Origin of the sequence: Candidatus Nanopelagicus hibericus, assembly GCF_002288005.1 — a bacterium.
GTDB lineage: Bacteria > Actinomycetota > Actinomycetes > Nanopelagicales > Nanopelagicaceae > Nanopelagicus > Nanopelagicus hibericus.
Genome location: NZ_CP016771.1, coordinates 513,580 through 534,293 on the forward strand (window position 1 = coordinate 513,580; position 20,714 = coordinate 534,293).

General features: G+C 42.0%; 20 protein-coding genes and 3 tRNA genes. 13 read left to right on the plus strand and 10 right to left on the minus strand.

Annotated elements, in window-relative coordinates; genetic code table 11:
- Positions 1-11: 11 nt before the first annotated feature.
- The 3 genes from B1s21160_RS02735 to B1s21160_RS02745 are packed head-to-tail and all read left to right on the plus strand — an operon-like array spanning position 12 to position 2,750.
- Positions 12-1,361 carry a transaminase gene (locus B1s21160_RS02735; protein WP_095672332.1) on the plus strand — a complete coding sequence of 450 codons (1,350 nt, stop codon included), beginning with the start codon at positions 12-14 and terminating at the stop codon, positions 1,359-1,361.
- Positions 1,354-2,223 carry an alpha/beta fold hydrolase gene (locus tag B1s21160_RS02740; RefSeq protein WP_095672333.1) on the plus strand — a complete coding sequence of 290 codons (870 nt, stop codon included), beginning with the start codon at positions 1,354-1,356 and terminating at the stop codon, positions 2,221-2,223. Before B1s21160_RS02735 ends, B1s21160_RS02740 begins: the two co-directional genes overlap by 8 nt.
- Positions 2,223-2,750 carry a GNAT family N-acetyltransferase gene (locus B1s21160_RS02745; protein ID WP_095672334.1) on the plus strand — a complete coding sequence of 176 codons (528 nt, stop codon included), beginning with the start codon at positions 2,223-2,225 and terminating at the stop codon, positions 2,748-2,750. Before B1s21160_RS02740 ends, B1s21160_RS02745 begins: the two co-directional genes overlap by 1 nt.
- Here B1s21160_RS02745 and B1s21160_RS02750 read toward each other — a convergent pair.
- The 3 genes from B1s21160_RS02750 to B1s21160_RS02760 all read right to left on the minus strand — a co-directional run bounded on the left by B1s21160_RS02750 (position 2,743) and on the right by B1s21160_RS02760 (position 6,667).
- Entirely contained in the window at positions 2,743-3,927 is a 1,185-nt protein-coding gene (locus B1s21160_RS02750) for an acyl-CoA dehydrogenase family protein (RefSeq protein WP_095672335.1), read from the minus strand. The two genes, B1s21160_RS02745 and B1s21160_RS02750, sit on opposite strands and share 8 nt — an antisense overlap.
- Positions 3,928-4,004: 77 nt before the next feature.
- Positions 4,005-5,168 carry an NAD(P)/FAD-dependent oxidoreductase gene (locus tag B1s21160_RS02755; RefSeq protein WP_095672336.1) on the minus strand — a complete coding sequence of 388 codons (1,164 nt, stop codon included), beginning with the start codon at positions 5,166-5,168 and terminating at the stop codon, positions 4,005-4,007.
- Between the two features lie 2 nt (positions 5,169-5,170).
- Positions 5,171-6,667 (minus strand): aldehyde dehydrogenase family protein, encoded by a 1,497-nt coding sequence (locus B1s21160_RS02760; RefSeq protein WP_095672337.1) that lies wholly within the window; start codon positions 6,665-6,667, stop codon positions 5,171-5,173.
- Between the two features lie 54 nt (positions 6,668-6,721).
- Here B1s21160_RS02760 and B1s21160_RS02765 point away from each other — a divergent pair, with 54 nt between their 5' ends.
- Positions 6,722-8,383, plus strand: coding sequence for a thiamine pyrophosphate-binding protein (locus B1s21160_RS02765; RefSeq protein ID WP_095672338.1), 1,662 nt, complete (start codon positions 6,722-6,724; stop codon positions 8,381-8,383).
- Here B1s21160_RS02765 and B1s21160_RS02770 read toward each other — a convergent pair whose 3' ends face one another.
- Entirely contained in the window at positions 8,384-8,599 is a 216-nt protein-coding gene (locus B1s21160_RS02770) for a hypothetical protein (protein ID WP_095672339.1), read from the minus strand.
- 79 nt (positions 8,600-8,678) lie between these two features.
- On the opposite strand from B1s21160_RS02770, the gene B1s21160_RS02775 reads away from it, so the two are divergent.
- From B1s21160_RS02775 to B1s21160_RS02790, 4 genes are read left to right on the plus strand one after another with little or no spacing between them, the layout of a single operon-like run.
- The gene (locus B1s21160_RS02775) at positions 8,679-9,602 is read left to right on the plus strand and encodes an ornithine cyclodeaminase family protein (protein WP_095672340.1); all 924 of its coding nucleotides are present in this window, start codon (positions 8,679-8,681) and stop codon (positions 9,600-9,602) included.
- Between the two features lie 19 nt (positions 9,603-9,621).
- Positions 9,622-12,564: an aminotransferase class III-fold pyridoxal phosphate-dependent enzyme gene (locus tag B1s21160_RS02780; protein WP_095672341.1), complete on the plus strand. Its 2,943-nt coding sequence runs from the start codon at positions 9,622-9,624 to the stop codon at positions 12,562-12,564.
- The gene (locus tag B1s21160_RS02785) at positions 12,561-13,658 is read left to right on the plus strand and encodes a CaiB/BaiF CoA transferase family protein (protein ID WP_095672342.1); all 1,098 of its coding nucleotides are present in this window, start codon (positions 12,561-12,563) and stop codon (positions 13,656-13,658) included. The genes B1s21160_RS02780 and B1s21160_RS02785 overlap by 4 nt, the downstream gene beginning before the upstream one ends.
- 19 nt (positions 13,659-13,677) lie before the next feature.
- The gene (locus tag B1s21160_RS02790) at positions 13,678-14,550 is read left to right on the plus strand and encodes a DMT family transporter (RefSeq protein WP_095672343.1); all 873 of its coding nucleotides are present in this window, start codon (positions 13,678-13,680) and stop codon (positions 14,548-14,550) included.
- Positions 14,551-14,585: 35 nt separating this feature from the next.
- Here the strand turns inward: B1s21160_RS02790 and B1s21160_RS02795 are convergent, their stop codons facing one another.
- Positions 14,586-15,344: a nitroreductase gene (locus B1s21160_RS02795; RefSeq protein ID WP_095672344.1), complete on the minus strand. Its 759-nt coding sequence runs from the start codon at positions 15,342-15,344 to the stop codon at positions 14,586-14,588.
- A 7-nt stretch (positions 15,345-15,351) separates the two neighbouring features.
- Entirely contained in the window at positions 15,352-16,245 is an 894-nt protein-coding gene (locus B1s21160_RS02800; RefSeq protein ID WP_095672345.1) for a fructose bisphosphate aldolase, read from the minus strand.
- A gap of 255 nt (positions 16,246-16,500) precedes the next feature.
- Between B1s21160_RS02800 and B1s21160_RS02805 the strand changes: the two genes are divergently transcribed.
- Positions 16,501-16,869 (plus strand): phosphopantetheine adenylyltransferase, encoded by a 369-nt coding sequence (locus tag B1s21160_RS02805; protein WP_095672346.1) that lies wholly within the window; start codon positions 16,501-16,503, stop codon positions 16,867-16,869.
- Positions 16,870-16,885: 16 nt separating this feature from the next.
- On the opposite strand, the gene B1s21160_RS02810 is transcribed toward B1s21160_RS02805, so the two are convergent.
- Positions 16,886-16,957: transfer RNA gene (locus tag B1s21160_RS02810), tRNA-Val, on the minus strand.
- A gap of 15 nt (positions 16,958-16,972) precedes the next feature.
- Positions 16,973-17,314 carry a phosphomannose isomerase type II C-terminal cupin domain gene (locus B1s21160_RS02815; protein ID WP_095672347.1) on the minus strand — a complete coding sequence of 114 codons (342 nt, stop codon included), beginning with the start codon at positions 17,312-17,314 and terminating at the stop codon, positions 16,973-16,975.
- Positions 17,315-17,343: 29 nt separating this feature from the next.
- Between B1s21160_RS02815 and B1s21160_RS02820 the strand changes: the two genes are divergently transcribed.
- Positions 17,344-18,360, plus strand: coding sequence for a class I mannose-6-phosphate isomerase (locus tag B1s21160_RS02820; protein WP_095672348.1), 1,017 nt, complete (start codon positions 17,344-17,346; stop codon positions 18,358-18,360).
- A 4-nt stretch (positions 18,361-18,364) separates the two neighbouring features.
- On the opposite strand, the gene B1s21160_RS02825 is transcribed toward B1s21160_RS02820, so the two are convergent.
- Both B1s21160_RS02825 and B1s21160_RS02830 read right to left on the minus strand, forming a co-directional pair.
- Positions 18,365-18,438: transfer RNA gene (locus B1s21160_RS02825), tRNA-Cys, on the minus strand.
- Positions 18,439-18,477: 39 nt separating this feature from the next.
- A tRNA-Gly gene (locus B1s21160_RS02830) sits at positions 18,478-18,550 on the minus strand.
- 107 nt (positions 18,551-18,657) lie between these two features.
- Here B1s21160_RS02830 and B1s21160_RS02835 point away from each other — a divergent pair.
- Genes B1s21160_RS02835 through B1s21160_RS02845 form a run of 3 tightly spaced genes read left to right on the plus strand, consistent with a single transcriptional unit; the run spans position 18,658 to position 20,701 of the window.
- Positions 18,658-19,644, plus strand: a complete 987-nt coding sequence (locus B1s21160_RS02835; protein ID WP_095672349.1) for a chorismate-binding protein — start codon at positions 18,658-18,660, stop codon at positions 19,642-19,644.
- Positions 19,641-20,411 carry an aminotransferase class IV gene (locus B1s21160_RS02840; RefSeq protein ID WP_095672350.1) on the plus strand — a complete coding sequence of 257 codons (771 nt, stop codon included), beginning with the start codon at positions 19,641-19,643 and terminating at the stop codon, positions 20,409-20,411. The genes B1s21160_RS02835 and B1s21160_RS02840 overlap by 4 nt, the downstream gene beginning before the upstream one ends.
- Positions 20,408-20,701 (plus strand): PGPGW domain-containing protein, encoded by a 294-nt coding sequence (locus tag B1s21160_RS02845; RefSeq protein WP_095672351.1) that lies wholly within the window; start codon positions 20,408-20,410, stop codon positions 20,699-20,701. Before B1s21160_RS02840 ends, B1s21160_RS02845 begins: the two co-directional genes overlap by 4 nt.
- Positions 20,702-20,714: the final 13 nt, after the last annotated feature.

A 20,714-nucleotide genomic window follows, 5' to 3' on the forward strand; every position in this document is an offset into this window, starting at 1 on the left:
AAGTTTTAACCATGATTGATCGCACAAGGCTGGCCACCTTACGCAAAATAGAGGATGAAAGGTTTATTACCTCTCATCCAAAAAGCGGTGAGTTGTTTGAAAAAGCGAAGGAATCAATGCCAGGTGGCGTGCCCATGTCCTGGATGTCAAAGTGGCCAGGTGCTTATCCAATATTTGTTGAAGAGGCTAAAGGTGCTGGGTTTGTTGATGTAGATGGCAATACCTATATAGATTTCTGTTTGGGCGACACTGGGTCAATGACTGGACACTCACCAGAAGCCACCATCACTGCAATTAGGGAGCAGGTGGGAAGAGGGTTGTCGGTGATGCTCCCAAGTAAGGACGCAGCAATTGTTTCTGCTGAACTTGCCACTCGTTTTAATTTACCACTTTGGCAGTTTACGGTTTCAGCCACTGATGCAAATCGTCATGTAATTCGATACTCAAGATTGATTACTGGTAAATCAAAGATAATTATTATCGACAGGTGTTATCACGGAAGTGTGGATGAAACTTTTGCAACTTTAGACAAAAAGGGAAAAACGGTAGCCCGAGAGGGAAATATTGGGGCTCCAGTTGCACTGGATCAAACCACTCGAGTTGTGGCATTTAATGATTTAAGTGCAATGAAAAAGGCATTGGAAAAAGATGATGTGGCGGCTATTTTAATGGAACCGGCAATGACCAACGTTGGAATAGTTTTGCCACAGGATGGATATTTAAAAGGGGTCGAAAAATTAGCTAATCAATATGGCGCGATGTTAATAGTTGATGAAACACACACAATTTCAGTTGGCCCGGGAGGAATGACCGCTGAACTTGGCCTTGAACCAGATTTTTTGACAATTGGTAAAGCGATTGGAGGCGGATTTCCAACTGGTGCCTTTGGCATGAAGGCGAGTATTGCTACCGCAATAAGCAAACTAGTTGAACTCGAGGTGATTGATACTGGTGGAATTGGTGGAACTTTGGCCGCCAACGCGCTATCCCTAGCTGCCATGAAGGCAACGTTAAGTAAAGTTTTAACTAAAGAAAATTTTGAAAGGATGATCAAACTTGGAAACCGATGGGCAGATGGTGTTGAAAAAACAATTAATAAATATCAACTTGGGTGGACCGTTAATCGCCTTGGTGCAAGGGCTGAATACATGTTTGCCGCCTCCGCGCCAATAACTGGCAGGCAGGCAGCTGACAGCGGAGATTTTGAATTGGAGCAATTTATTCACTTAAGAATGCTTAATGATGGTTTTCTAATCACACCATTTCACAATATGGCGTTAATTTCACCGGACACCACAATCGCAGATGTCGATTCGCATACAAATGCGTTTGAAAAAATGTGTGGTGATTTAGTTGGCTAACACAACCTTGAAACTCAAGGATGGCAGAGCCCTTGATTACATAAGCAATACTGTTAAAAGCGATAAAGCAATTCTGTTTCATCACGGGACACCTGGAGATTGCACTGCATGGAGTTCTTGGGTTGAAGGGATAAATGAAGTCAAAGCAATAGCGGCTAGTCGTCCAGGCTATGGCCATAGTGATAGAAGGCGCGGGCGAAATGTGGCAGCAGATATCGATGATCAATCTGAATTACTAGATCATTTAGGAATTAAGAAATTTGTCTCAATTGGGTGGTCAGGTGGCGGACCGCATGCTCTAAACATGACACGGGAATCTAGAAATATGGGTGCGATAACTCTTGCAGGTGTAGGTGAGTGGGGAAATGAAGATTTAGATTTTCTCAATGGCATGGGACCGGAAAATCACGACGAGTTTGGCGCCGCTTTAGCTGGTGAGAAAAGTATTGAAGAGTGGATGATTGAAAATGCACATGATTTAAAAACTGTTACCGGTGCAGCATTAATAAGTGCATTGGGCGGATTAATTGGAGAGGCTGATAAAAAAGCCTTAACACATGAGGTAGCTGATGAAGAGGCGGCTGTGTTTAGAAGAGCCTTATCGGTAAGTTATTACGGTTGGTCAGATGATGATTTAGCCTTTGTTCAATCATTTGGATTTAAATTAAGCGAAATTAACAAACCAACTTTGATTTGGCAGGGTGATGATGATTTTATGGTGCCAAGAGAACATAGCAATTGGCTAGCAAAACATATACCTGGCGCTAAGCTTAATTTTGTACCTGGCCATGGGCACATTTCACTTGTTCAAAATTATCGACCTGAAATTATCAAGCAAGCATTGAACTTGCTCAATTCTTAATGCAACACCAAATAAAACTCATTCCAGTATCGCTCGCAAAAGAGTATGCCGACCAGCCTTTGGACTGGAGTCTAAAATTATGGGGAGAGGGTAAATCAGAGTTCTCCGCTGACGATTGGCGAAATTTCTACAAAAACGCCATGAATTCTGATTATAGTAAATTCAATCCCGATGGCTCTGATCAAGAGTTGTTGTTTATGGCAATTCGCACCAATGATGGAATCGAAGAGGTAGTGGCATCAATAGCAATATGCGATTTTGATGATATTGAGGAGTATCGACAGTTTAAACCTTGGATTGCAGCTTTTATTGTTCGTGAAGATTTAAGAGGCACGGGTGTCGGTAGCACGGTCTTAGAATTAATGGAGAAAAGAATTCTTGCTTACGGAGTTAAACACATTTACCTGTGGACTGAAGGCGAGAAGAATTTTTATGGAAAACGCGGGTACCTGTTAATTGATCAGCTTCATAAACCGGGCAGAGTCATAGATTTGATGCAAAAAGATTTAGGAAAACTACTTATCTAAAAGCTGCAATACCGGTTAATGCTTGCCCTAATACCAGCATATGAATCTCATGAGTTCCTTCATAGGTAAGCACTGTTTCAAGGTTACTCATGTGTCTAAACACTGAGTATTCAGAGGTGATTCCTGCACCGCCAAGAATTGATCGAGCACTTCTTGCAATTTCTAGTGCAGCGTTAACATTATGAAACTTACCCATGCTGATTTGTTCAGGTTGTATTTTGTCTGAATCCTTTAAATCTGCCAGGTGATAGGCAAGAAGCATAGAGGTGGTGATTTTTGTCGCCATATCTGCAAATTTTGCTTGAGTTAGTTGATGCTTTGAAATCGGACCATCAAATTGCTCGCGGGTAGTGGCATAGGCGAGAGAAACCTCAAAACAATCACGAGCCGCACCAACTGTGCCAAAAATAATTCCATATCTCGCCTCGGCCAAACATAAAAGTGGCGCTCTTAAACTAGTTGCCTCTGGCAAACGATAAGAATCCGGAACGCGCATATCGTTGAATACCAGTTCTGATGTTACTGAGGCTCTAAGTGAGAGCTTATGTTTAATTGGATTTATAACTATTCCTGCTGTTTTAGTTGGAACACAGAAGCCGCGAATACCTTCATCAGTTTGTGCCCAAATAATGGCTACATCTGCAACGCTGCCATTAGTAATCCACATTTTTGAACCATTAATTATCCAGTCAGAGCCATCCTTCTTTGCAAAGGTTGTCATTCCTGAAGGATTTGAACCGTGATCTGCCTCTGTTAAGCCAAAGCATCCAACCGCCTCACCTTTTGCCATTTTTGGTAGCCACTCTTGCTTTTGGGATTCACTTCCAAATTTATAAATCGCAAACATTGCAAGTGAACCTTGTACAGAAACTAAAGATCTAAGTCCAGAATCAACCGCTTCCAATTCCAGGCAAGCGAGTCCATAGGACATCGCATCTGTACCTGCGCAGCCATAATTTTTAAGGTGCATACCAAGAACTCCAATACCGCCTAGTGCTTTAGCTAAGTCACGGGCAGGAAGTTGTCCCTCTTCATACCAGGCTGCGATATTTGGTTTTAACTCTTTCGCGGCAAAATCTCTCACAACTGTTTGAATCGCTTTTTGTTCCTCAGTTAGTCGCGATTCAACCTGCATTAATACGAGTGGATGAATTGGAGAAGCGGCTGGTTTGCTCATGTTCAAAGTCTACCGAGCGCATTTCTCAAGTTGAAACTTTTTACCGTAATAACTATCTTTTTGGTGATAAATGTCATTTAAACAATGTTGTACTCGGGCCTCAATTGACCGGAGGTGAGGAATCGATCTGCACTAAGTTGATCTATTTTAACAAACGGTTGCTTGCCTAGATAAAGATCTCGCAGAATCTCACCTATCGCAGGTCCTTGCAAGAAGCCATGACCGCTAAAACCTGTGGCATAGAAAAATCTAGAAACTTTTTTATACTCACCTAGTATCGCATTGTGATCTGGTGTTACCTCATAAAGTCCGGCCCAACCTTTACCAATTCCGACATTCATAAGTCTTGGCGCCCTCGTACTAGCAATCGCGCCAAGTTTTTCTAAAAATTGTGGATCCTTCTTTAGATCAAAGCTTGGCTGGGTTGTTTTGTCAGAGAATCCCATCAGTAAGCCTTTACCCTCGCGGTGCCAATACAGTGAAGAGGAGTAGTCAATTGTCATTGGCATCTCCTTTGGTAAATCCGAGAAAGAATCATCTAAAGGCTCTGTAATTACTAATTCACGTTTGTAAGGTGTTACTGGCAGATCTAAGCCCACCATCGATGCAAGTTTTGGGGACCAGACACCAGCACAATTTATTACTGCACTTGTTTTAATTTCGCCCAGGGATGTACTCACTGAAGTTATCTCACCTCCGTGGGTATGGATTCCAGTTACTTCAACATTTGTAATCACATCTGCCCCCAACTTTCTTGCTCCGCTTGCGTAGCCAAGTACTACGGATTCGGGTGTGCAGTGACCATCATTTGGCGTGAATGACGCAGCTAGAAGGTCAGAGGTACTTAGTAGCGGAGAAAGTTTGCCTGCTTCATTCGGTGTAAGCATCCTTGATGCAACATTAAATTGTTTATGAATCTTGGTAGATTTTTCAAAAAGATCAACATCTTTTTGAGTTGTAAGTGCAAACAAATATCCCGGTCGATGTAGATCGATTTCATACCCTGGTCTATTTTTAAAATCTGCAAACAGCTCTAAAGATCTTGCTCCTAAAGCGACATTAAACTCATCTGAGAAATTTGCCCTCACGCCACCTGCTGCTTTGGAGGTAGAGCCACTTGCTAAATCATTTTTTTCACAAAGAGCTACTCGAACGCCAGCTTCGGCTAAATGAAATGCGGCCGATGTGCCCATCACGCCGCCACCAATAATGACTACATCAACTTGGGCAGGTAAGGACATTTTTAAATTTTAAGAACAAAATCTGGGTCATGCTTGATCTCAATCAGATCCATCTGTGCTTTCTGTAATTTGTTTGACCAGTCCCAGTTCATTGATTGCCATCTTGTGAATTGATCTAAGACCCAAATTCCGCTTTGTCGTGAGCCATTACCGCTCAAACCATTACCACCAAATGGAAGGTGTGCCTCTGCCCCAGAGGTTGAGTTATTGATCGAGACCATACCGGCGGAAATACCTTCTCTAAAGCGCCAAACATTTTGAGGATCATTGGTATAGATAGCTGAGGAAAGTCCATATCCGTGGCCATTTGCAAGATCTATCGCTTCATCCAATGTTGAGAATTTTCCAACAGTAACTAGCGGACCAAAAGTTTCAGTTGCATAAAGCTCATCGTTTTTTGTTATTCCAGCAACAATAACTGGATGGGCAAACACACCTTTATCTGGATCGCCAACAAAACCTTTTCGAGGATTGCTTGCGGTAATACGACCAGTTGAGGTGGATCCCAATACTTTGTGATGGCTTTGAATCATCTTCAAGTGAGCTAAGTGGTTATCTAGATATTTTTGGCTAATCATTGGACCAAACAAAACATCCTTAAATGGATCACCAACTGCTGCGTTTTCCACTAATGAAGCAAATTTTGAGAGCACATTGTCGTAAATCGATTCATGAATCCAAAGTGTGCCCAGTGAAGTACAGCGCTGACCGGCAGTACCAAAGCCAGCAAATAATGCACCATCTAACGCAAGATCAATATTTGCATCTGGCATTACAACCATCGGATTTTTTCCACCAAGCTCAAGACATGCACTTTGAATGTACTCGCCAGCTTTAGCACCAATTTTTCTACCAACTGCCGTTGATCCAGTAAAGCCAACCTTATTGATTACTCCTTCTTTCAATCCAGAATCCAAAGCCGCAAATGTTTGAGTGCCATCTGCCACCACAGTGATTAAAACATCTTGCGGAACTCCACCAGCATGAAAGATTGATGTTAAGGCATTTGCCACAGCTGGTGTGAACTCTGATGGTTTCCACACCACGGTATTACCGGCCAAAAGCGCCGGCACGATATACCAAGAAGGAACAGCGGTTGGAAAATTTCCAGCGGTTATAACAAAAACATTTCCAACTGGCATTCTGAAAGTGAAAAGGTTCTTATTTTGCATTTCACTTGGCACAGTCTGGCCATAGAGGCGCCGACCTTCACCTAAAAAGAAGTCGCAGGTATCAACAACCTCCTGCACCTCACCTAATGCTTCGGTGTAAACCTTGCCCATTTCTTTGGTGATTAATTTGGCCAGTTCCTCTTTATTTTTTTCAACTAACCTTCCAACATTTGCAATGATTCGACCACGAGTTGGTGCTGGCAGTTTCGCCCAACCCTTTTGCGCTAATTTTGCCTTACGCAAAACTGTCAAGATTTCAGCAGCTGTTGCTTCAGGAACAGTTGCAATCACTTCAGATGAATTTGTGGGATTGGTTGATTCAAACATGAGTGTATTCTCTACCAGATAAGCAAAATTGGAAAATGCCGATATTGTTTGAACATGGAAGGCTCTGTGCGCACCGTAGCAGCGGTCATTTTAGATTTACTTGCTAGAAAGGGCGTCACTAAGGCATTTGGAATTCCTGGAGTTCATAATCTAGGTTTTTGGAACGCATTATCCAAGGACAGACCAGAGATCATAAGTGTCAGGCATGAACAGAGCTGCGTCTATGCAGCCGATGGTCTAGCAAGAGCTACTGGAACGTTATCTGTTGCAATAACTACTACCGGACCTGGTGCGGCAAATACATTAGGTGCATTTGGTGAAGCAGCAACCTCTGGATCACAATTGTTGTTGATTTCATCTGAGGCTCCAATAAAAATTCGATCAAAAGAGGGCACAAGGGGAATTTTGCATGAGATGCGGGATCAAAGTGCAATCTTTGCACCACTTGCTAAACGAGTGTCCATCAGTGGCAAAGAATTAGTGTTGGCGAAAAATGCAACTACAGCAATTGAAGCAATCTCAACAGTCGTGGATTTTATGGAATTCCTAGCGCAAGCACCAACCGGTGCAGGGTATATCGGCATTCCATCAGATATTTTGAATCAGGAATTTACTGGGCAAATTCCGACACCAAGTAAGAGTTGTTTAGATTTTATCAATCAAGAAAAAAATCTTGCAATAAATCAAGAATTGATAAAGAAAATGTTGGAGGGTGTTAGCAAAATTGGAATATGGGCAGGTGGTGGGGCACAAGGTGTAAGTAATGAAATTACAAAATTATCCGATCACCTAAATGCACCAATTTTTACCTCCTTTGCAGGAAGAGGAGTGGGAGGCTCAAGCAAAAACTACTTCACCTTACCGATTCACGAAAAGGAGGCGGAAGTAGTTTTGACCGAATGTGAAGCCTTACTAGTTTTTGGATCCCAACTTGATGGAATGAATACTAAAAATTGGAGTATAAATTTTCCAAAAAAGATTATAATTTTTGATGCATATCCAGATGTTGCGCTCCGAAACATAAAAGCTGATTTAGTAGTACGAACTGCAAATTTAGCAAAGGCTTGTGAAGCTTTAACATCGTTGCCCGCTCGAGATCAGTGGATTGATGTTTCAAATATCACTGCCGAAGGCAGGCAACGAATTGCTCAAAGTGAAAAAGGTCGAGCAGGAATGGCCTTGGTAACTGCGATTGAGAAAAGTTGGCCAAGTGAAAATTACATCGTATGTGATATGGCAATTTCTGGTTATTGGACTGGTGTTTATCTTCAAAGTAAAAGAGTACGGCAAATTGCATACCCAGTTGGTTGGGGAACTTTAGGTTTTGCACTCCCTGCAAGTTTAGGACCGGCTGCGGCAGGAATCTCAACATTAGTTGTATGCGGAGATGGTGGAATTGCATTTGCATTAGGTGAACTAGCAACAGTGTCACAGGAAAAATTGCCATTAACAATTCTGCTACATGATGATGGTGGATATGGGATGCTTCGATTTGATCAAAAAGTAATGAATCATCCAGAAAGAGGCGTAAATTTGTTTAATCCTAATTGGCAAATACTCGCCCAATCATTTGGAATTGAGTTTATTGAAAGTAATCTAAAAACCCTTGCTGATGCTTTACGTAAACGATCCACAAGTAAGACTCCAGGAATAGTTTTAATTAAAGATGAAATTTACCCACCAAAAAGCAGTAGTCCAAGATGGAACGAGAATTAATTAGTCGGTAAGTCCTGCAGAAATTATTAGGTAATAGATAGTAAAAATTACTGAAGCCCAAAGAAATCCTGTCCACCAGCTCATGCTTAGTTTCAACTTATAAGTATCCCAATTTACTTTTGCAAGGTTCTTATCCGCACGTACTTTGTTGCGATAAGAAATGATCATGTAGGCGGAAACTAGAATTCCCCAAAAGAACATAAAGCCGGATCTCATATCATCAGTTTAACCCAGGTTTGTAAGTGTGACCATTTGCATCTCGTGATTAAGTCAATTCCTATCTACACTAAGGGTCATGGCACATCTACAAACCCCTTTTGTTACTGCCGAAGAGATCAATGCTTTGTGCAGCTATGAAAAAATTATAGATAATCAACGCCAAGTATTCGTAAACTTATATTCAAACAAAGCAATGATGGGGCCTAGAGCTATCTTGTCTCAAAATGATAATGCGCAATTTTCCTACATTGCTCGAGCTTCAGAGAATGGACCTACCATTGTTAAATTTGGAACTGTAGTACCAGGTAACTCTGCTCGAGATATTCCAGTAGTTCAAACTACGGTTGCAATACTTGATGCAACTTCGGGCTCGCTTAAGTTATTTCTAGATGGTGAGGCAGTGACAAAATGGCGGACAGTCTGCGCAAGTATGGCTGCGGCTATCGCATTGTCGAATCCAATTAAAAAGATTGCTGTAATCGGAGTGGGTCATCAGGGGAAAGCACATATTGAGGCAGCAAAAAGTATTTTCAACCCTGAAAAAATCATTGGTATTTCAAAAAGTACAAAGCCAGCGAACTTTGGATCTGATGTTGAAATCAGTAATGATCTAAATAGAGTAAGTGAATGTGATTTGATTTTTGTTTGCACCAATGCTTCAGAGCCAGTGATTAAATCTTTGTTAAATCCGGGTTCCACCTGTATTTCCATCGGTTCATTTTCGCCAATGCGATCAGAGGTCTCAGTAGAAGCACTTTCCAAGGCTGATAAGGTTTTTGGTGATGATGCTAAGACAATTTCTGAACAATCTGGTTCAGTGGTTAGTACACTTGCTAAATCTGATCGAAACTGGAAACAAGCCCAATCTATTGGTGGAGTTTATGCCGGAAAAATTAAAGGTAGGGAAAATGAAAAGGAAGTTATCTACTACTTCTCAGTTGGTTTGGGAGTTCAAGATGCAGCACTTGCTGATTTTATCCTTGCGACTGGGAAATTCTAAAATGAAAATAGGGAATTAAGTGGATATAAAAGATGCCAGTTCTCTATTAGCCAAGAATTGGGGAGTTAAGGGTGAATTATCACCACTTCCAAGTGAGCGAGATATAAATTTTAAGATTGGTGGTAAAAAAGCGTATGTTTTAAAGATTTATCCTAAGGTTGATGCAGACTTAAAGATTAGATTAAATCTGCAAAACAAAGTACTTATCTTTTTACAGGATAGCTCCATCAAAGTGTCGCCAGCAGTAATTCCAACTAAAAAGAAGAAATTACTGGTCACCCCGAGTAAAAATACTGCCGCGCGGCTGCTTACCTACCACCAAGGCAAAACCTGGGGGAGTAGTTCTGAACATAGTGGTGAACAGATTGAAGAACTTGGCCGGCTGATTGCCACAGTAGATAAAAACTTATCAAAAATTAGCATAACCAAAGCGGAGCGGAAATCACTGAATGCTAATTTTATTTGGAATATGTTGCAGGCAGAAAAGCTCCTCACCTGGAGTTCTAAAATCACCGATAATCAAAGTCGGGTTGTTGTCGAGAAAACTTTAAATAACTTTGCGAAAAAAGTGCTCCCCAAGCTGAAGAAATTACCCATGCAGGTAATTCATAATGATGGTAACGATTACAACATTATTGAAGATGGTGAAAATCTCTCATTAATTGATTTTGGCGACATGATTTATGCCCCAAAGGTTGTCGGCGCTGCGGTCGCTGCCGCTTATGTAGGGTTGAAATCTGATGATCCAGGCAAGCAGATCGCGCAATTTGTTCGCGGTTATCACAGCGTAAATCCTTTATCTAATGATGAGCTTTTACTATTCATTGAATTGGTAAAGGTCCGGCTGGCTGCCAGTGTGGCAAATGCAGCACTGCAGCGAGGTGATAACCCTGATAATGAATACCTGTCCATTAGCCAAAGTGATGCTCCAAGAACCCTGATAGCGTTGGATAAATCCGACAGTAATTTTCTATTGTACAGACTAAGAAATGCGATCGGGCTTGAAGCAAATCCTAATGCGAAAGCAGTTCGTGATTATTTATTAACAAAAACTGCTACAAATATATTGAGCAAGCCGTTTGACCAATTAAAGATTGTTTATATGAATTGGTCATTTGATAACAAGGATATACCTCGCTCTACCCAGGCTTTGGAGGAGTTGAAATCTAAATCAGGCGCAGATGTGGTTATTGGTTATTACTGTGAAAATCGCAATGTTTATCAAGGTGAGGCATTTAATCCGGCAGCTACCAATGCCAGAACTTTTCACCTAGGTGTTGATATTGGCATGCCAGCAGGAACCGAGGTGTTTGCGCCCTTAGATGGTGTAATTGAATTATTTAATAACAACTCAACCAATTTGGATTATGGTCCAGTTGTTATTTTGCGACATAAAACTGGCAGTGGAGTTCCGTTTTGGACTCTTTATGGCCACCTTTCAATTGATTCCATGCCTAGTTGGCAGATTGGTAAAGAGATTAAAGCTGGTCAATTGATTGGTCGCATGGGTACGGAGGAGGAGAATGTGGGTTGGCCACCTCATACTCACTTTCAGTTGCTCACAGATCTGTGCGGGATGGGTATTGATATTCATGGGGTAGCACCTAAAGATGAGATTCCTTTATGGCGCGGAATCTCATTAAATCCAAATCTAATTCTGGGAATCCAATCTGGCACCGACGCACATGCCCGGATCTCTCCTGCAAGTATTAGAAGTGAGCGCAGAGTGGTGGTTTCACAAAATCTTTCACTTAACTTTAAAAAACCAATAAATATTATTAGTGGCTCTGGTGCTTATCTATTTGATGAGCAGGGAAAAGGCTATTTAGATCTGGTGAACAATGTTGCCCATGTAGGTCATGGAAATCCTAGAGTTGTAGATGCGGCCGCCACACAAATGGCGACCCTAAATACAAATACCAGATATCTACACCAATCCATTATCGAGTATGGAAAGGCGCTAACCAGCAGCCTGCCAGATCCACTTTCTGTAGTTTTCTTTGTAAATAGTGGTAGTGAGGCAAATGATCTAGCAATCAGATTGGCTAGGGCTGCCACAAAATCAAAGGGAGTTGTCGCACTTAAAGATGGTTATCACGGACATACCCAGGCGGTTGTGGAGATTTCACCATATAAGTTTCTAGGAAAAGGTGGGGCGGGAGCGCCATCACATGTGGCGGTGGCGGAGCTACCTGATTTATTTCGAGGTGAATTTACTGGCAAGAATGCCACTGAAAAGTACTTAAATGATCTCAAACAAAGTATTAAATCTCTTAAACAGCCGTTGTCAGCATTTTTTTCTGAAGCGATTGTCAGTACTGCAGGTCAAGTGGTTTTACCTCCAGGTTATTTAGCCAAAGCATTTGAAATAGTTAGAGCAAATGGTGGAGTCTGTGTGAGTGATGAGGTGCAGATTGGTTTAGGCAGAGTCGGCGATAAGTTCTGGGGCTTTGAATTGCATAATGTAGTGCCAGATATTGTCACTATGGGTAAACCACTTGGAAATGGCCATCCATTGGCAGCTGTCGTCACCACTCCACAGATTGCTAATGCATTTAACAACGGAATGGAGTACTTCAACACCTTTGGTGGTAATCCCGTGAGTGCGGTAATTGGACAGGCGGTGCTTGAGGTTGTCTATGATCAAAAGTTGCAATTAAATGCAAAAAACATCGGTAAGTATTTAACTGAAGGAGTTAAATCTCTGGCTAAAGATCACCCAATAATTGCTGATGTGCGGGGCAGTGGCTTATTTATCGGTGTGGAGATGATGGTTGATGAGAAAACTCCAGCAACTAAAGAGGTGGCAGAGCTGATGGAGTACGCACTCTCCAAAGGAGTTTTACTCTCCTGTGATGGTCCAGACAATAATGTGCTAAAGATAAAGCCACCATTAATCATTACCAATAGTGATGTAGATCTACTGTTAAATGTGTTTAGTGATTGGTTGGGCAGCAGGTGAAGCCACCATTAGCTGGGATTAAGATCGCAGATTTTTCTAGAGTTTTAGCAGGTCCATATGCAACTATGTTGTTGGCAGATTTAGGCGCACAGGTTATTAAAGTGGAGCGTCCAGGTGTAGGAGATGACACCCGAAATTGGGGACCACCCTTTGATGCGGCAGGTAATGCAACCTATTTTCTATCGGTAAATCGCAACAAAGAGGGTTTGGAGCTGGACCTATCTAAGGCAACTGATCAACAGGCAGCGTTGGAGTTAATTGCAAGCGCTGATGTTGTGGTGGAAAACTTTGGACCAGGTGGAATGGAAAGATACAACCTTGGTTACAGCAAACTAATAAGTAACAACCCAAAGTTAATTTACTGCTCAATCTCAGGTTTTGGCACATCAGATAAAGCTGCCACTCTTCCTGGCTATGACCTTTTATTGCAGGGGATGAGTGGTTTGATGAGTATTACTGGTAACGATGAAAAAAATCCAACAAAGGTTGGTGTTGCCCTAGTTGATGTTATTACAGGATTACATGCAGTGGTTGGGATCTTGGCTGCCCTTCGGGCAAGAGATGAACAAGGTGTTGGTCAAAAGGTTGAGTTAAATCTGCTCTCCTCCACATTATCAGCCTTAGTAAACCAAGCATCCGCCTATATTTCAGGGGGAGTAATACCAAAAGCTTTGGGGAATGCGCATCCATCAATCGCGCCATACCAATCATATGACGCGAAGGATAAGAAGTTTATTGTGGCAGTTGGTAATGATCAGCAATTTGTTAAATTTGCTGGGGTGGTTGCACCAGAGCTTTTAAGTGATGGCAGATTTACTACCAATCAATTACGGGTTGAAAACTTGTTGGCATTAAATGAGAAGTTATCTGCGGTCTTTTCCCAGAAAAATGCTCATCAATGGATTGCCTCTTTATCCGCTGTAAAGATTCCAACTGGTGAAATAAATGATGTTAAAGAGGCTTTTGATCTTGCCGCATCCCTTGGCCTTTCACCAATAGTTGATGTTGATGGTGTTAAATCTGTAGCAAATCCAATTACATTTAGTAAAACACCAGTTGAGTATCGTTCTGCGCCACCAAATATAAGGAAATAAATAGGCTAGCCTTACCTAAATGAAGGCTGAGATCTCAACTAAATTTACAATCCTCGCCCTGCTTTGGGGAGTCTCATTTCTATTACTACTTAGAGTGGTGGAAGCCTTTGATTGGGCAGCTGCAATCTCAGTCCGAGCCTTTATTGCCAGTGGCAGTGTTTTGCTACTGGCGGCAATAATTAGAAAGAAATTAGATTTTTCAATTGGGGTGAAACATTTCGCAATCCTTGGGTTAACCTCTGTGACATTTCAATTAATTGGTTTATCTCTGGCTGTACCAAGAATTGGAACGGCATTAACTGCGATCCTAGTTGGCGCAATTCCATTATTTTCCTCAGTTATTGGTCGATTAATGAAGATTGAAAACATTGATCGATCAGGCTTTATAGGTTTATTGCTGGGCTTTGTTGGAATCATTTTTCTGGTGGGTTTTCCAAGCGGTGAGTTTGGTGATCAATTCTTCTTGGGCTTTTTTGTATGCTTATTTGGTTGTATGAGCGCAGCCTTTGGTAGTAATTACTCAAAGTTGAAAATGTCATCAGTTGGTAATTGGGAGCAGGTAATTGGCGCCTTCTTCTTTGGTGGGCTCTTTACCTCACCGATTTTGCTGTTTGTGCCAATAAAGGCAGGGCTAGTGCCAATGGATTGGTTGTATATGGTAAGCCTGGCAGTTTTTTGTAGCGCATTTTGCTATGTAATCTACTTCTCGTTGGTTTCAAAGATTGGTGCAACTAGATCTATCTCAGTTGAGTTTTTGGTAACGGTTGTGGCTGTGTTAATCGGGGCCTTCTATCTAAATGAAGCGATTACTGTAATTCAGCTATTTGGGGCAGCACTGGTAATTCTTGGCTCCATTTTGATACTAGATTTACTCTCAATTTCTAAAAAATAGTTGTTAAATTCTTGTGCAGGCGCTATTAGGGTTACTTAACTGCCTAACAGTTTAGGTTTGAGTAATAACTCATCTAACCCAATTCGATGGGCTTGAAATGAGTTAACTGGTGCATCTGATGGGTAACCAACTGCGATGCCACATAGCAATCGGTAATCCTTTGAAACCTCAAACTCTTCCCTAATCGCATCATCCCAAAAGGCAACCGCGCCTTGGGCGCAGGTGCCAAGACCGTGGGCATGAGCAGATAACATCAAATTTTCCATCATTAGGCCAGCATCAGCTGCTGCGTAAATATGTAAGCTCTTATGGATATAGACAAACATCGCAACTGGAGCACCAAAGAATTCATAATTTCTTCCCCATTGCTTATCTCGTTCAGCCTTATCACCGCGTTGCACTCCTAATGAGCCATAAAGCTCCTTACCAACTCTTTGCGCTCTTGGTTTTAACTCAGCTACATAAGGTTTAAGAATGATGCGATTACTAGTTGGCAGACCATGGCGCTTAATAAACAATTTTATTTTGCTCCAGATGCCACCGCGCATTGCAGCAGAAAGTGCCTGCCAGCGAGATAAAAACTCATTGCTAATTCGATCTCTCACCTCACCAGTTGCTACCGCCACCTTAAAAGGTCTGGTGTTTGACCAACTTGGCGCAGTTAAAGAATCCTTTAATATCTGATCAATTAACTCAGGCGGTACGGGTGTGGGTTGAAAATCTCTAGTAGTTCTACGAGATGAGATGAACTCAGAGACCCAAGCGCCATCTTCTTGCGCAGAGTAACGCTTCATTTACGCCCTATTTTTTATTAACAGATGCGTCATAGATAGATTGAATTGTTGAATCCAACATCGCATCAAATTGATCATCACTTTGCTTTGCAGATAATCCTTCGGTGAGGGCTCTGGAAAATGAGGCGATAACACCATTGTTTTGGGCCAGCATCTTATTTGCCTCATCTCGGCTATATCCACCAGAGAGTGCAACAACCTTTAGTACTCGTGGGTGGGCTACTAACTCTTGATAAAGATTTGGCTTTGTTGGAAGTGAGAGCTTCAACATCACAGTTTGTGAATCACTTAACTTGTTTAAGTGATTTAAGAGAGAGGTTTTCAAAATCTCCTCCGCCTGCTCTTTTTGAGCACTCTTGATATTAACCTCCGGCTCAATAATTGGAATTAGCCCACCAGCAATAATCTCTTTACCAATCTCAAATTGTTGAGCGACCACTGCTTCAATACCAGCAGCGTTAGCAAGGTTTATTACAGATCTCATCTTTGTCCCAAATACGCCATGTTTATTTGCCGCTGCAATTCGGGCAGATAACTCAGGAATTGACTTCATTAATTGCACATCATTGCTTTCAGCAGCTAAGCCGTTATCAACCTTTAGAAAGGGCACAATCTTTTTCTTGTTCCACAAAAACTCAGCGCTGCCCATGCCATCAATCTGGCGCTGCATTGTCATCTCAAACAAAATTGCGCCAACAATACGATCACCAGTGAAAACCCTAGATTTGATTAATCTAGAGCGCATTTTATGAATAAGATCAAACATTGCTTCATCTCCTGAGTACTCAGACTCATCCACACCGTAAAGCTTTAATGCCTTTGGGGTGCTGCCACCGCTTTGATCTAATGCGGCGATGAAACCTTTACCGGCTTTTACTTGATCAAACATCTGTTGATTCATAAATACCTTTCAGATTAATTCTCAGTTTCACGATGCGGCTTTAGCAAAGTTAATTGCGTAAGTCTAACTGATCTAGATTCTATTAAGTGGACGATACTGGGATCGACTCGTGGATATGTTCGATTGGTATATCCCTATAGATGAAATTCCTACTTGGTTCAGATATTACACGATGGGGTAGACAAATAGTAGATTTGGATCTTGGAATCTTAACATTTCTCCTATAGTTGTGTTGGAGGGGTAACTGGAGCTCAAATGAAAATTATAGTTTCATCAATACTATTTATCCTTGCTGTTATACACCTCCTGCCTGTTGTGGGAGTTTTAGGTTCAGATTCACTAACAAAGCTTTATGGAATCTCTCTCTCGGACTCAAATACTGAGATCCTGTTACGTCACCGCGCTGTCCTATTTGCAATTATTGGTCTTTTTTTATTGCTGTCAGTCTTTAAAAGTGAGTACCAACCAATAGCAATTTGTATTGGATTAATTAGTGTCGCTTCATTCTTATTGTTAACTTGGTCAATCGAAGGGCTTAATTCCGAAATTAGCAGGGTTGCAAAGGTTGATTGGGTAGCACTGGTGCTATTAATCGTTGCTGGAGTAATTAACATTCTTATTTGATATCTTCGAATCTGTGTGGACGATACTGGGATCGAACCAGTGACCCCTTCCATGTCAAGGAAGTACGCTACCGCTGCGCTAATCGTCCGTAATTTAAAGTGTACTAGCGACCGAAATCATCCTCAACACGTTCAATATCATCCTCACCAAAGTAGCTACCGGTTTGAACCTCAATAAAGATTAATTCAGCATTGCCAGTATTGCTTATTCGATGCAGCATTCCTTGCGGGATTTCGACTATGGAACCCCGAGCGACCTTTTGAACTTCGCCATTTAATGTGACCTCACCACTTCCATCAGTTATATACCAATGCTCACTGCGTTTTTGATGGCGTTGATAAGAAAGACGCTTGCCAGGTGAAACATGAATTGATTTAACCTTATAGGTAGCACCTTCTTGCAGCACCTCATATCGACCCCACGGGCGCTCTGATTTTTCTAGCATGGAAATACTTTAACCCTTAAACTAGCAAGATGAGTAGTTTTGTACCCCAACCTGCGAAATTGCCCTCAAATCAGTTTGACCATTTTTACAAGGGTGGTTATCGCATCGGCAAATTGCGCAATGGACCAGGTGGTCCAATGCGGCCAGAGGAGTGGATTGCATCAACCACCACACGGTTTGGCCAGCAAGAAAATGGTCTTTCCAAGTTACCCAATGGGCAACTGCTAAAAGATGCGGTTGCTGCTGATCCAAAATCTTGGTTAGGTGAGAAACACATCCAAAGATTTGGTATTTCAACTGAGATTTTAGTAAAACTTTTAGATCCAGATCAGAGATTGCCGGTTCATTACCATCCCGATCAGAGGTTTGCTAAGGAAAAATTGCAGTTAAATCATGGCAAGACTGAGGCATGGATTATTTTAGAGGCGCCAGTTGGTGCAAAAGTTGGTATCGGATTTAAAAATCAGATGGCAAAAAATGAGGTGGCGGCGCTAGTTAGTAACCATGATTCAACTGGCTTGCTTAACTCACTTGAGTTTAAACAGGTGCAGGCAGGAGATGCTGTTTTTGTTCCAGCGGGTGTGCCACATGCAATTGAGTCGGGGATATTTGTTCTAGAGCTGCAGGAGCCAACTGATCTATCAATATTGCTGGAGTGGGATGGTTTTGCAGTTGATGGTGATAAGGATGGACACCTTAATCTTGGCTTTGACACCGCACTTGATGCACTACAGCTGGAGCCGCTCACTGATAAGCAGCAGGGGCAAATAATAAGCAGGTTTGAATCTACTCAAAGCATCTCCCATGCAATATTTAAATCAATTGCGGATGATTTCTTTCGAGCAGATTATTTAACTGGTGATAGTCGCAGAGTAGAACCAGGTTTTGGCGTATTTCTAGCCTTGGCTGGCAACGGCCTAATGAAATTTAGTAACGCAAGTGCAATAAGGGTAAATATTGGCGATGCGATTGTTGTTCCTCACTCAGCTGGTGAGTTGAGTATAGAAAATTGTGCAGGAATATTTTCTCGCCCACCTAAAGCTTAACTGTTGGAGGTCGGAACGGGATTTGAACCCGTGTAGCGGGATTTGCAGTCCCGAGCCTCGCCTCTCGGCCATCCGACCTAGCATTTATTCAGGAGAAAATTTATGCACTTTTTTCAGAGCGGACGACGGGGGTCGAACCCGCGACCTGAACCTTGGCAAGGTTCCGCGCTACCAACTGCGCTACGTCCGCGTAATGCGGGTGAAATCTATCGCATTATGCCAGCCTTGGCACAATTGCAATTTTACACACACTTCATCTACTTACATCAAGCCGATCGTGAGAGGTAGCGTTCAAACATGAAGTTAAGCGATGCAAGCTTTTGGATGGCCGGACGGCTTGCTACTGATTGTGTTGAGATCTCAAATGATCCTGCCAGTTTGGATAAACCAGGTTTTTGGGCGGTGGTCTGCACATTTGAAGGTGAATGGATATGCGCACGATTTGCAACAGTTGTGGCTGCACCGCTGACAAAGAGTTCTTGGGGAAGTATCTCAACTACTTGGCATTCATCACAGAGCAGAGATATCTACCAGGAAAATGTAATTAAGATTAAAGAGAAAATTGCAGCAGGTGATATTTATCAGGTGAATCTTTGCCGAGTGCTCACAGCTGATTCTGATCAATCCTTGCAAGGATTAAGTAATAGATTACAAAGTGATAATCCCGCTCCTTACTCATGCTATTTGAACCTACCAAATTTAGAGATTGCCTCAGCCTCACCTGAGTTATTTTTAGAAAAAGATGGTGCAAACATCAAATGCACGCCAATTAAGGGAACATCAAAAAGTGATTATTTTGGTGAAAAAGATAGAGCTGAAAATGTAATGATTGTTGATTTAATGCGAAATGATTTTGGCAGCATCTGTGCGAGTGGCAGTGTGGATGTTCCCAGGTTGCTTGCAACTGAGGCACATCCAGGGCTCTTTCATTTGGTCTCAGATGTAGTTGGCAGGTTGCGATCTGAGATCACTTGGGTAGATATTGCAAAATATCTCCTGCCAGCAGGTTCAATAAGTGGCGCTCCTAAATCCTCTGCACTCAAAGCAATTGCGGAGATCGAAAAGGTGAAGCGTGGTCCATACTGTGGTGTGATTGGATTTGTAGAGGGCGGTAAGGCAGTTTTATCGGTTGGAATTAGGATTTTTTGGTCGGAAAAAGTTGGCAAGATTCATTTTGGAACCGGTGCTGGCATAACCTGGCAAAGTGAGCCAGCAGCTGAGTGGGAAGAGACCGAGTTGAAAGCAAAGAGATTAATCTCAATTGCTTCAGGTGCAGTGTTGTGAAGCTATTAGTAAATGGTGAAATTGCTGGTGATCCATCAAAGCTGCCTTTTTCAGATTCCTTATTAAGAGGTGATGGTTTATTTGAAACCATACTTGGCATCGGTGAATCTCCAATAGCCTGGCCGAGGCATTATGCACGTCTAGCAAAAGCAGCAGAACAGATATCCATCTCTATACCCGCTCGAATTGATTTAGATCTGGCTCTAACAAAGTTACTGGCAGGAGTTGTAGGCAAATCAAAGATTCGACTAACAGTTTTAGCAGATGGTAATTGGATGATTTCACTGGAAGCAGTTGAAGAGAGCAATAAGCCCGTTACCTTAATGAGGATGAAGGAGAGGGTAAGTTCTAAAGCGGTGCTTGCCGGAATTAAATCAATCTCCTACGGGCAATCTATGTCGGCAGTCAGGCGTGCACAGGCAGCCGGGTATACAGATGCGATATTTGTTAATGAGAATGATCATGTAGTTGAGAGTGGATTTTCAAATCTAATAATTCTCACCGAAAACGGATTTGTAACTCCAGCAGATGAATCAGGCTGTCTACCCGGAGTAATGCGAGAGATACTGCTTAGCTCATTTGGTGTGAACCAATCACTTTTTACTTATGAGCAGTTGCTTCATGCGCAAGGGATTTATACCTGCTCATCTATCAGGCTTATTCAGCATGTGAGCAAGGTTGATGACACACTATTTAGTGAAAGTGCAAATGGAAGAAAATTAATTGGTGATTTTGCTGATTTTTTGCAGAGTAAGATAACTCCATGAATTCAATTGCCAAACGAGTATTAGTTGGGGTGTTAGGTGGTCTAATTACACTTGTTGGCGTTGTTGCATTGGTGGCACCAGGCCCAGGTTGGCTGATCATATTTACTGGACTTGGAATTTTGGCCTCTGAATTTGCATGGGCTGCCCGCCTGCTAAGACAAGCAAAAAATGTAGCTAATCAGGCGGCTGATGCGGTGAAGATTAAAAAACGGCATCGATTGATGATTGTCGCTGCCCTTACATTTGCTTCGCTAGTTTTAATGGTTTTCTGGTACGCATCTACTCGATAATCACGCTTCTTTA

Bases quoted from the DNA above. Each gene is read 5' to 3' on its own strand.
- B1s21160_RS02790 (WP_095672343.1), top strand. From the start codon at position 13,678: ATGAAGGCTGAGATCTCAACTAAATTTACAATCCTCGCCCTGCTTTGG.
- B1s21160_RS02755 (WP_095672336.1), bottom strand. From the start codon at position 5,168: ATGTCCTTACCTGCCCAAGTTGATGTAGTCATTATTGGTGGCGGCGTG.
- B1s21160_RS02805 (WP_095672346.1), top strand. From the start codon at position 16,501: ATGAAAATTATAGTTTCATCAATACTATTTATCCTTGCTGTTATACAC.
- B1s21160_RS02775 (WP_095672340.1), top strand. From the start codon at position 8,679: ATGGCACATCTACAAACCCCTTTTGTTACTGCCGAAGAGATCAATGCT.
- B1s21160_RS02845 (WP_095672351.1), top strand. From the start codon at position 20,408: ATGAATTCAATTGCCAAACGAGTATTAGTTGGGGTGTTAGGTGGTCTA.
- B1s21160_RS02735 (WP_095672332.1), top strand. From the start codon at position 12: ATGATTGATCGCACAAGGCTGGCCACCTTACGCAAAATAGAGGATGAA.
- B1s21160_RS02750 (WP_095672335.1), bottom strand. From the start codon at position 3,927: ATGAGCAAACCAGCCGCTTCTCCAATTCATCCACTCGTATTAATGCAG.
- B1s21160_RS02745 (WP_095672334.1), top strand. From the start codon at position 2,223: ATGCAACACCAAATAAAACTCATTCCAGTATCGCTCGCAAAAGAGTAT.
- B1s21160_RS02795 (WP_095672344.1), bottom strand. From the start codon at position 15,344: ATGAAGCGTTACTCTGCGCAAGAAGATGGCGCTTGGGTCTCTGAGTTC.
- B1s21160_RS02765 (WP_095672338.1), top strand. From the start codon at position 6,722: ATGGAAGGCTCTGTGCGCACCGTAGCAGCGGTCATTTTAGATTTACTT.
- B1s21160_RS02760 (WP_095672337.1), bottom strand. From the start codon at position 6,667: ATGTTTGAATCAACCAATCCCACAAATTCATCTGAAGTGATTGCAACT.
- B1s21160_RS02800 (WP_095672345.1), bottom strand. From the start codon at position 16,245: ATGAATCAACAGATGTTTGATCAAGTAAAAGCCGGTAAAGGTTTCATC.
- B1s21160_RS02820 (WP_095672348.1), top strand. From the start codon at position 17,344: ATGAGTAGTTTTGTACCCCAACCTGCGAAATTGCCCTCAAATCAGTTT.
- B1s21160_RS02835 (WP_095672349.1), top strand. From the start codon at position 18,658: ATGAAGTTAAGCGATGCAAGCTTTTGGATGGCCGGACGGCTTGCTACT.
- B1s21160_RS02815 (WP_095672347.1), bottom strand. From the start codon at position 17,314: ATGCTAGAAAAATCAGAGCGCCCGTGGGGTCGATATGAGGTGCTGCAA.
- B1s21160_RS02770 (WP_095672339.1), bottom strand. From the start codon at position 8,599: ATGAGATCCGGCTTTATGTTCTTTTGGGGAATTCTAGTTTCCGCCTAC.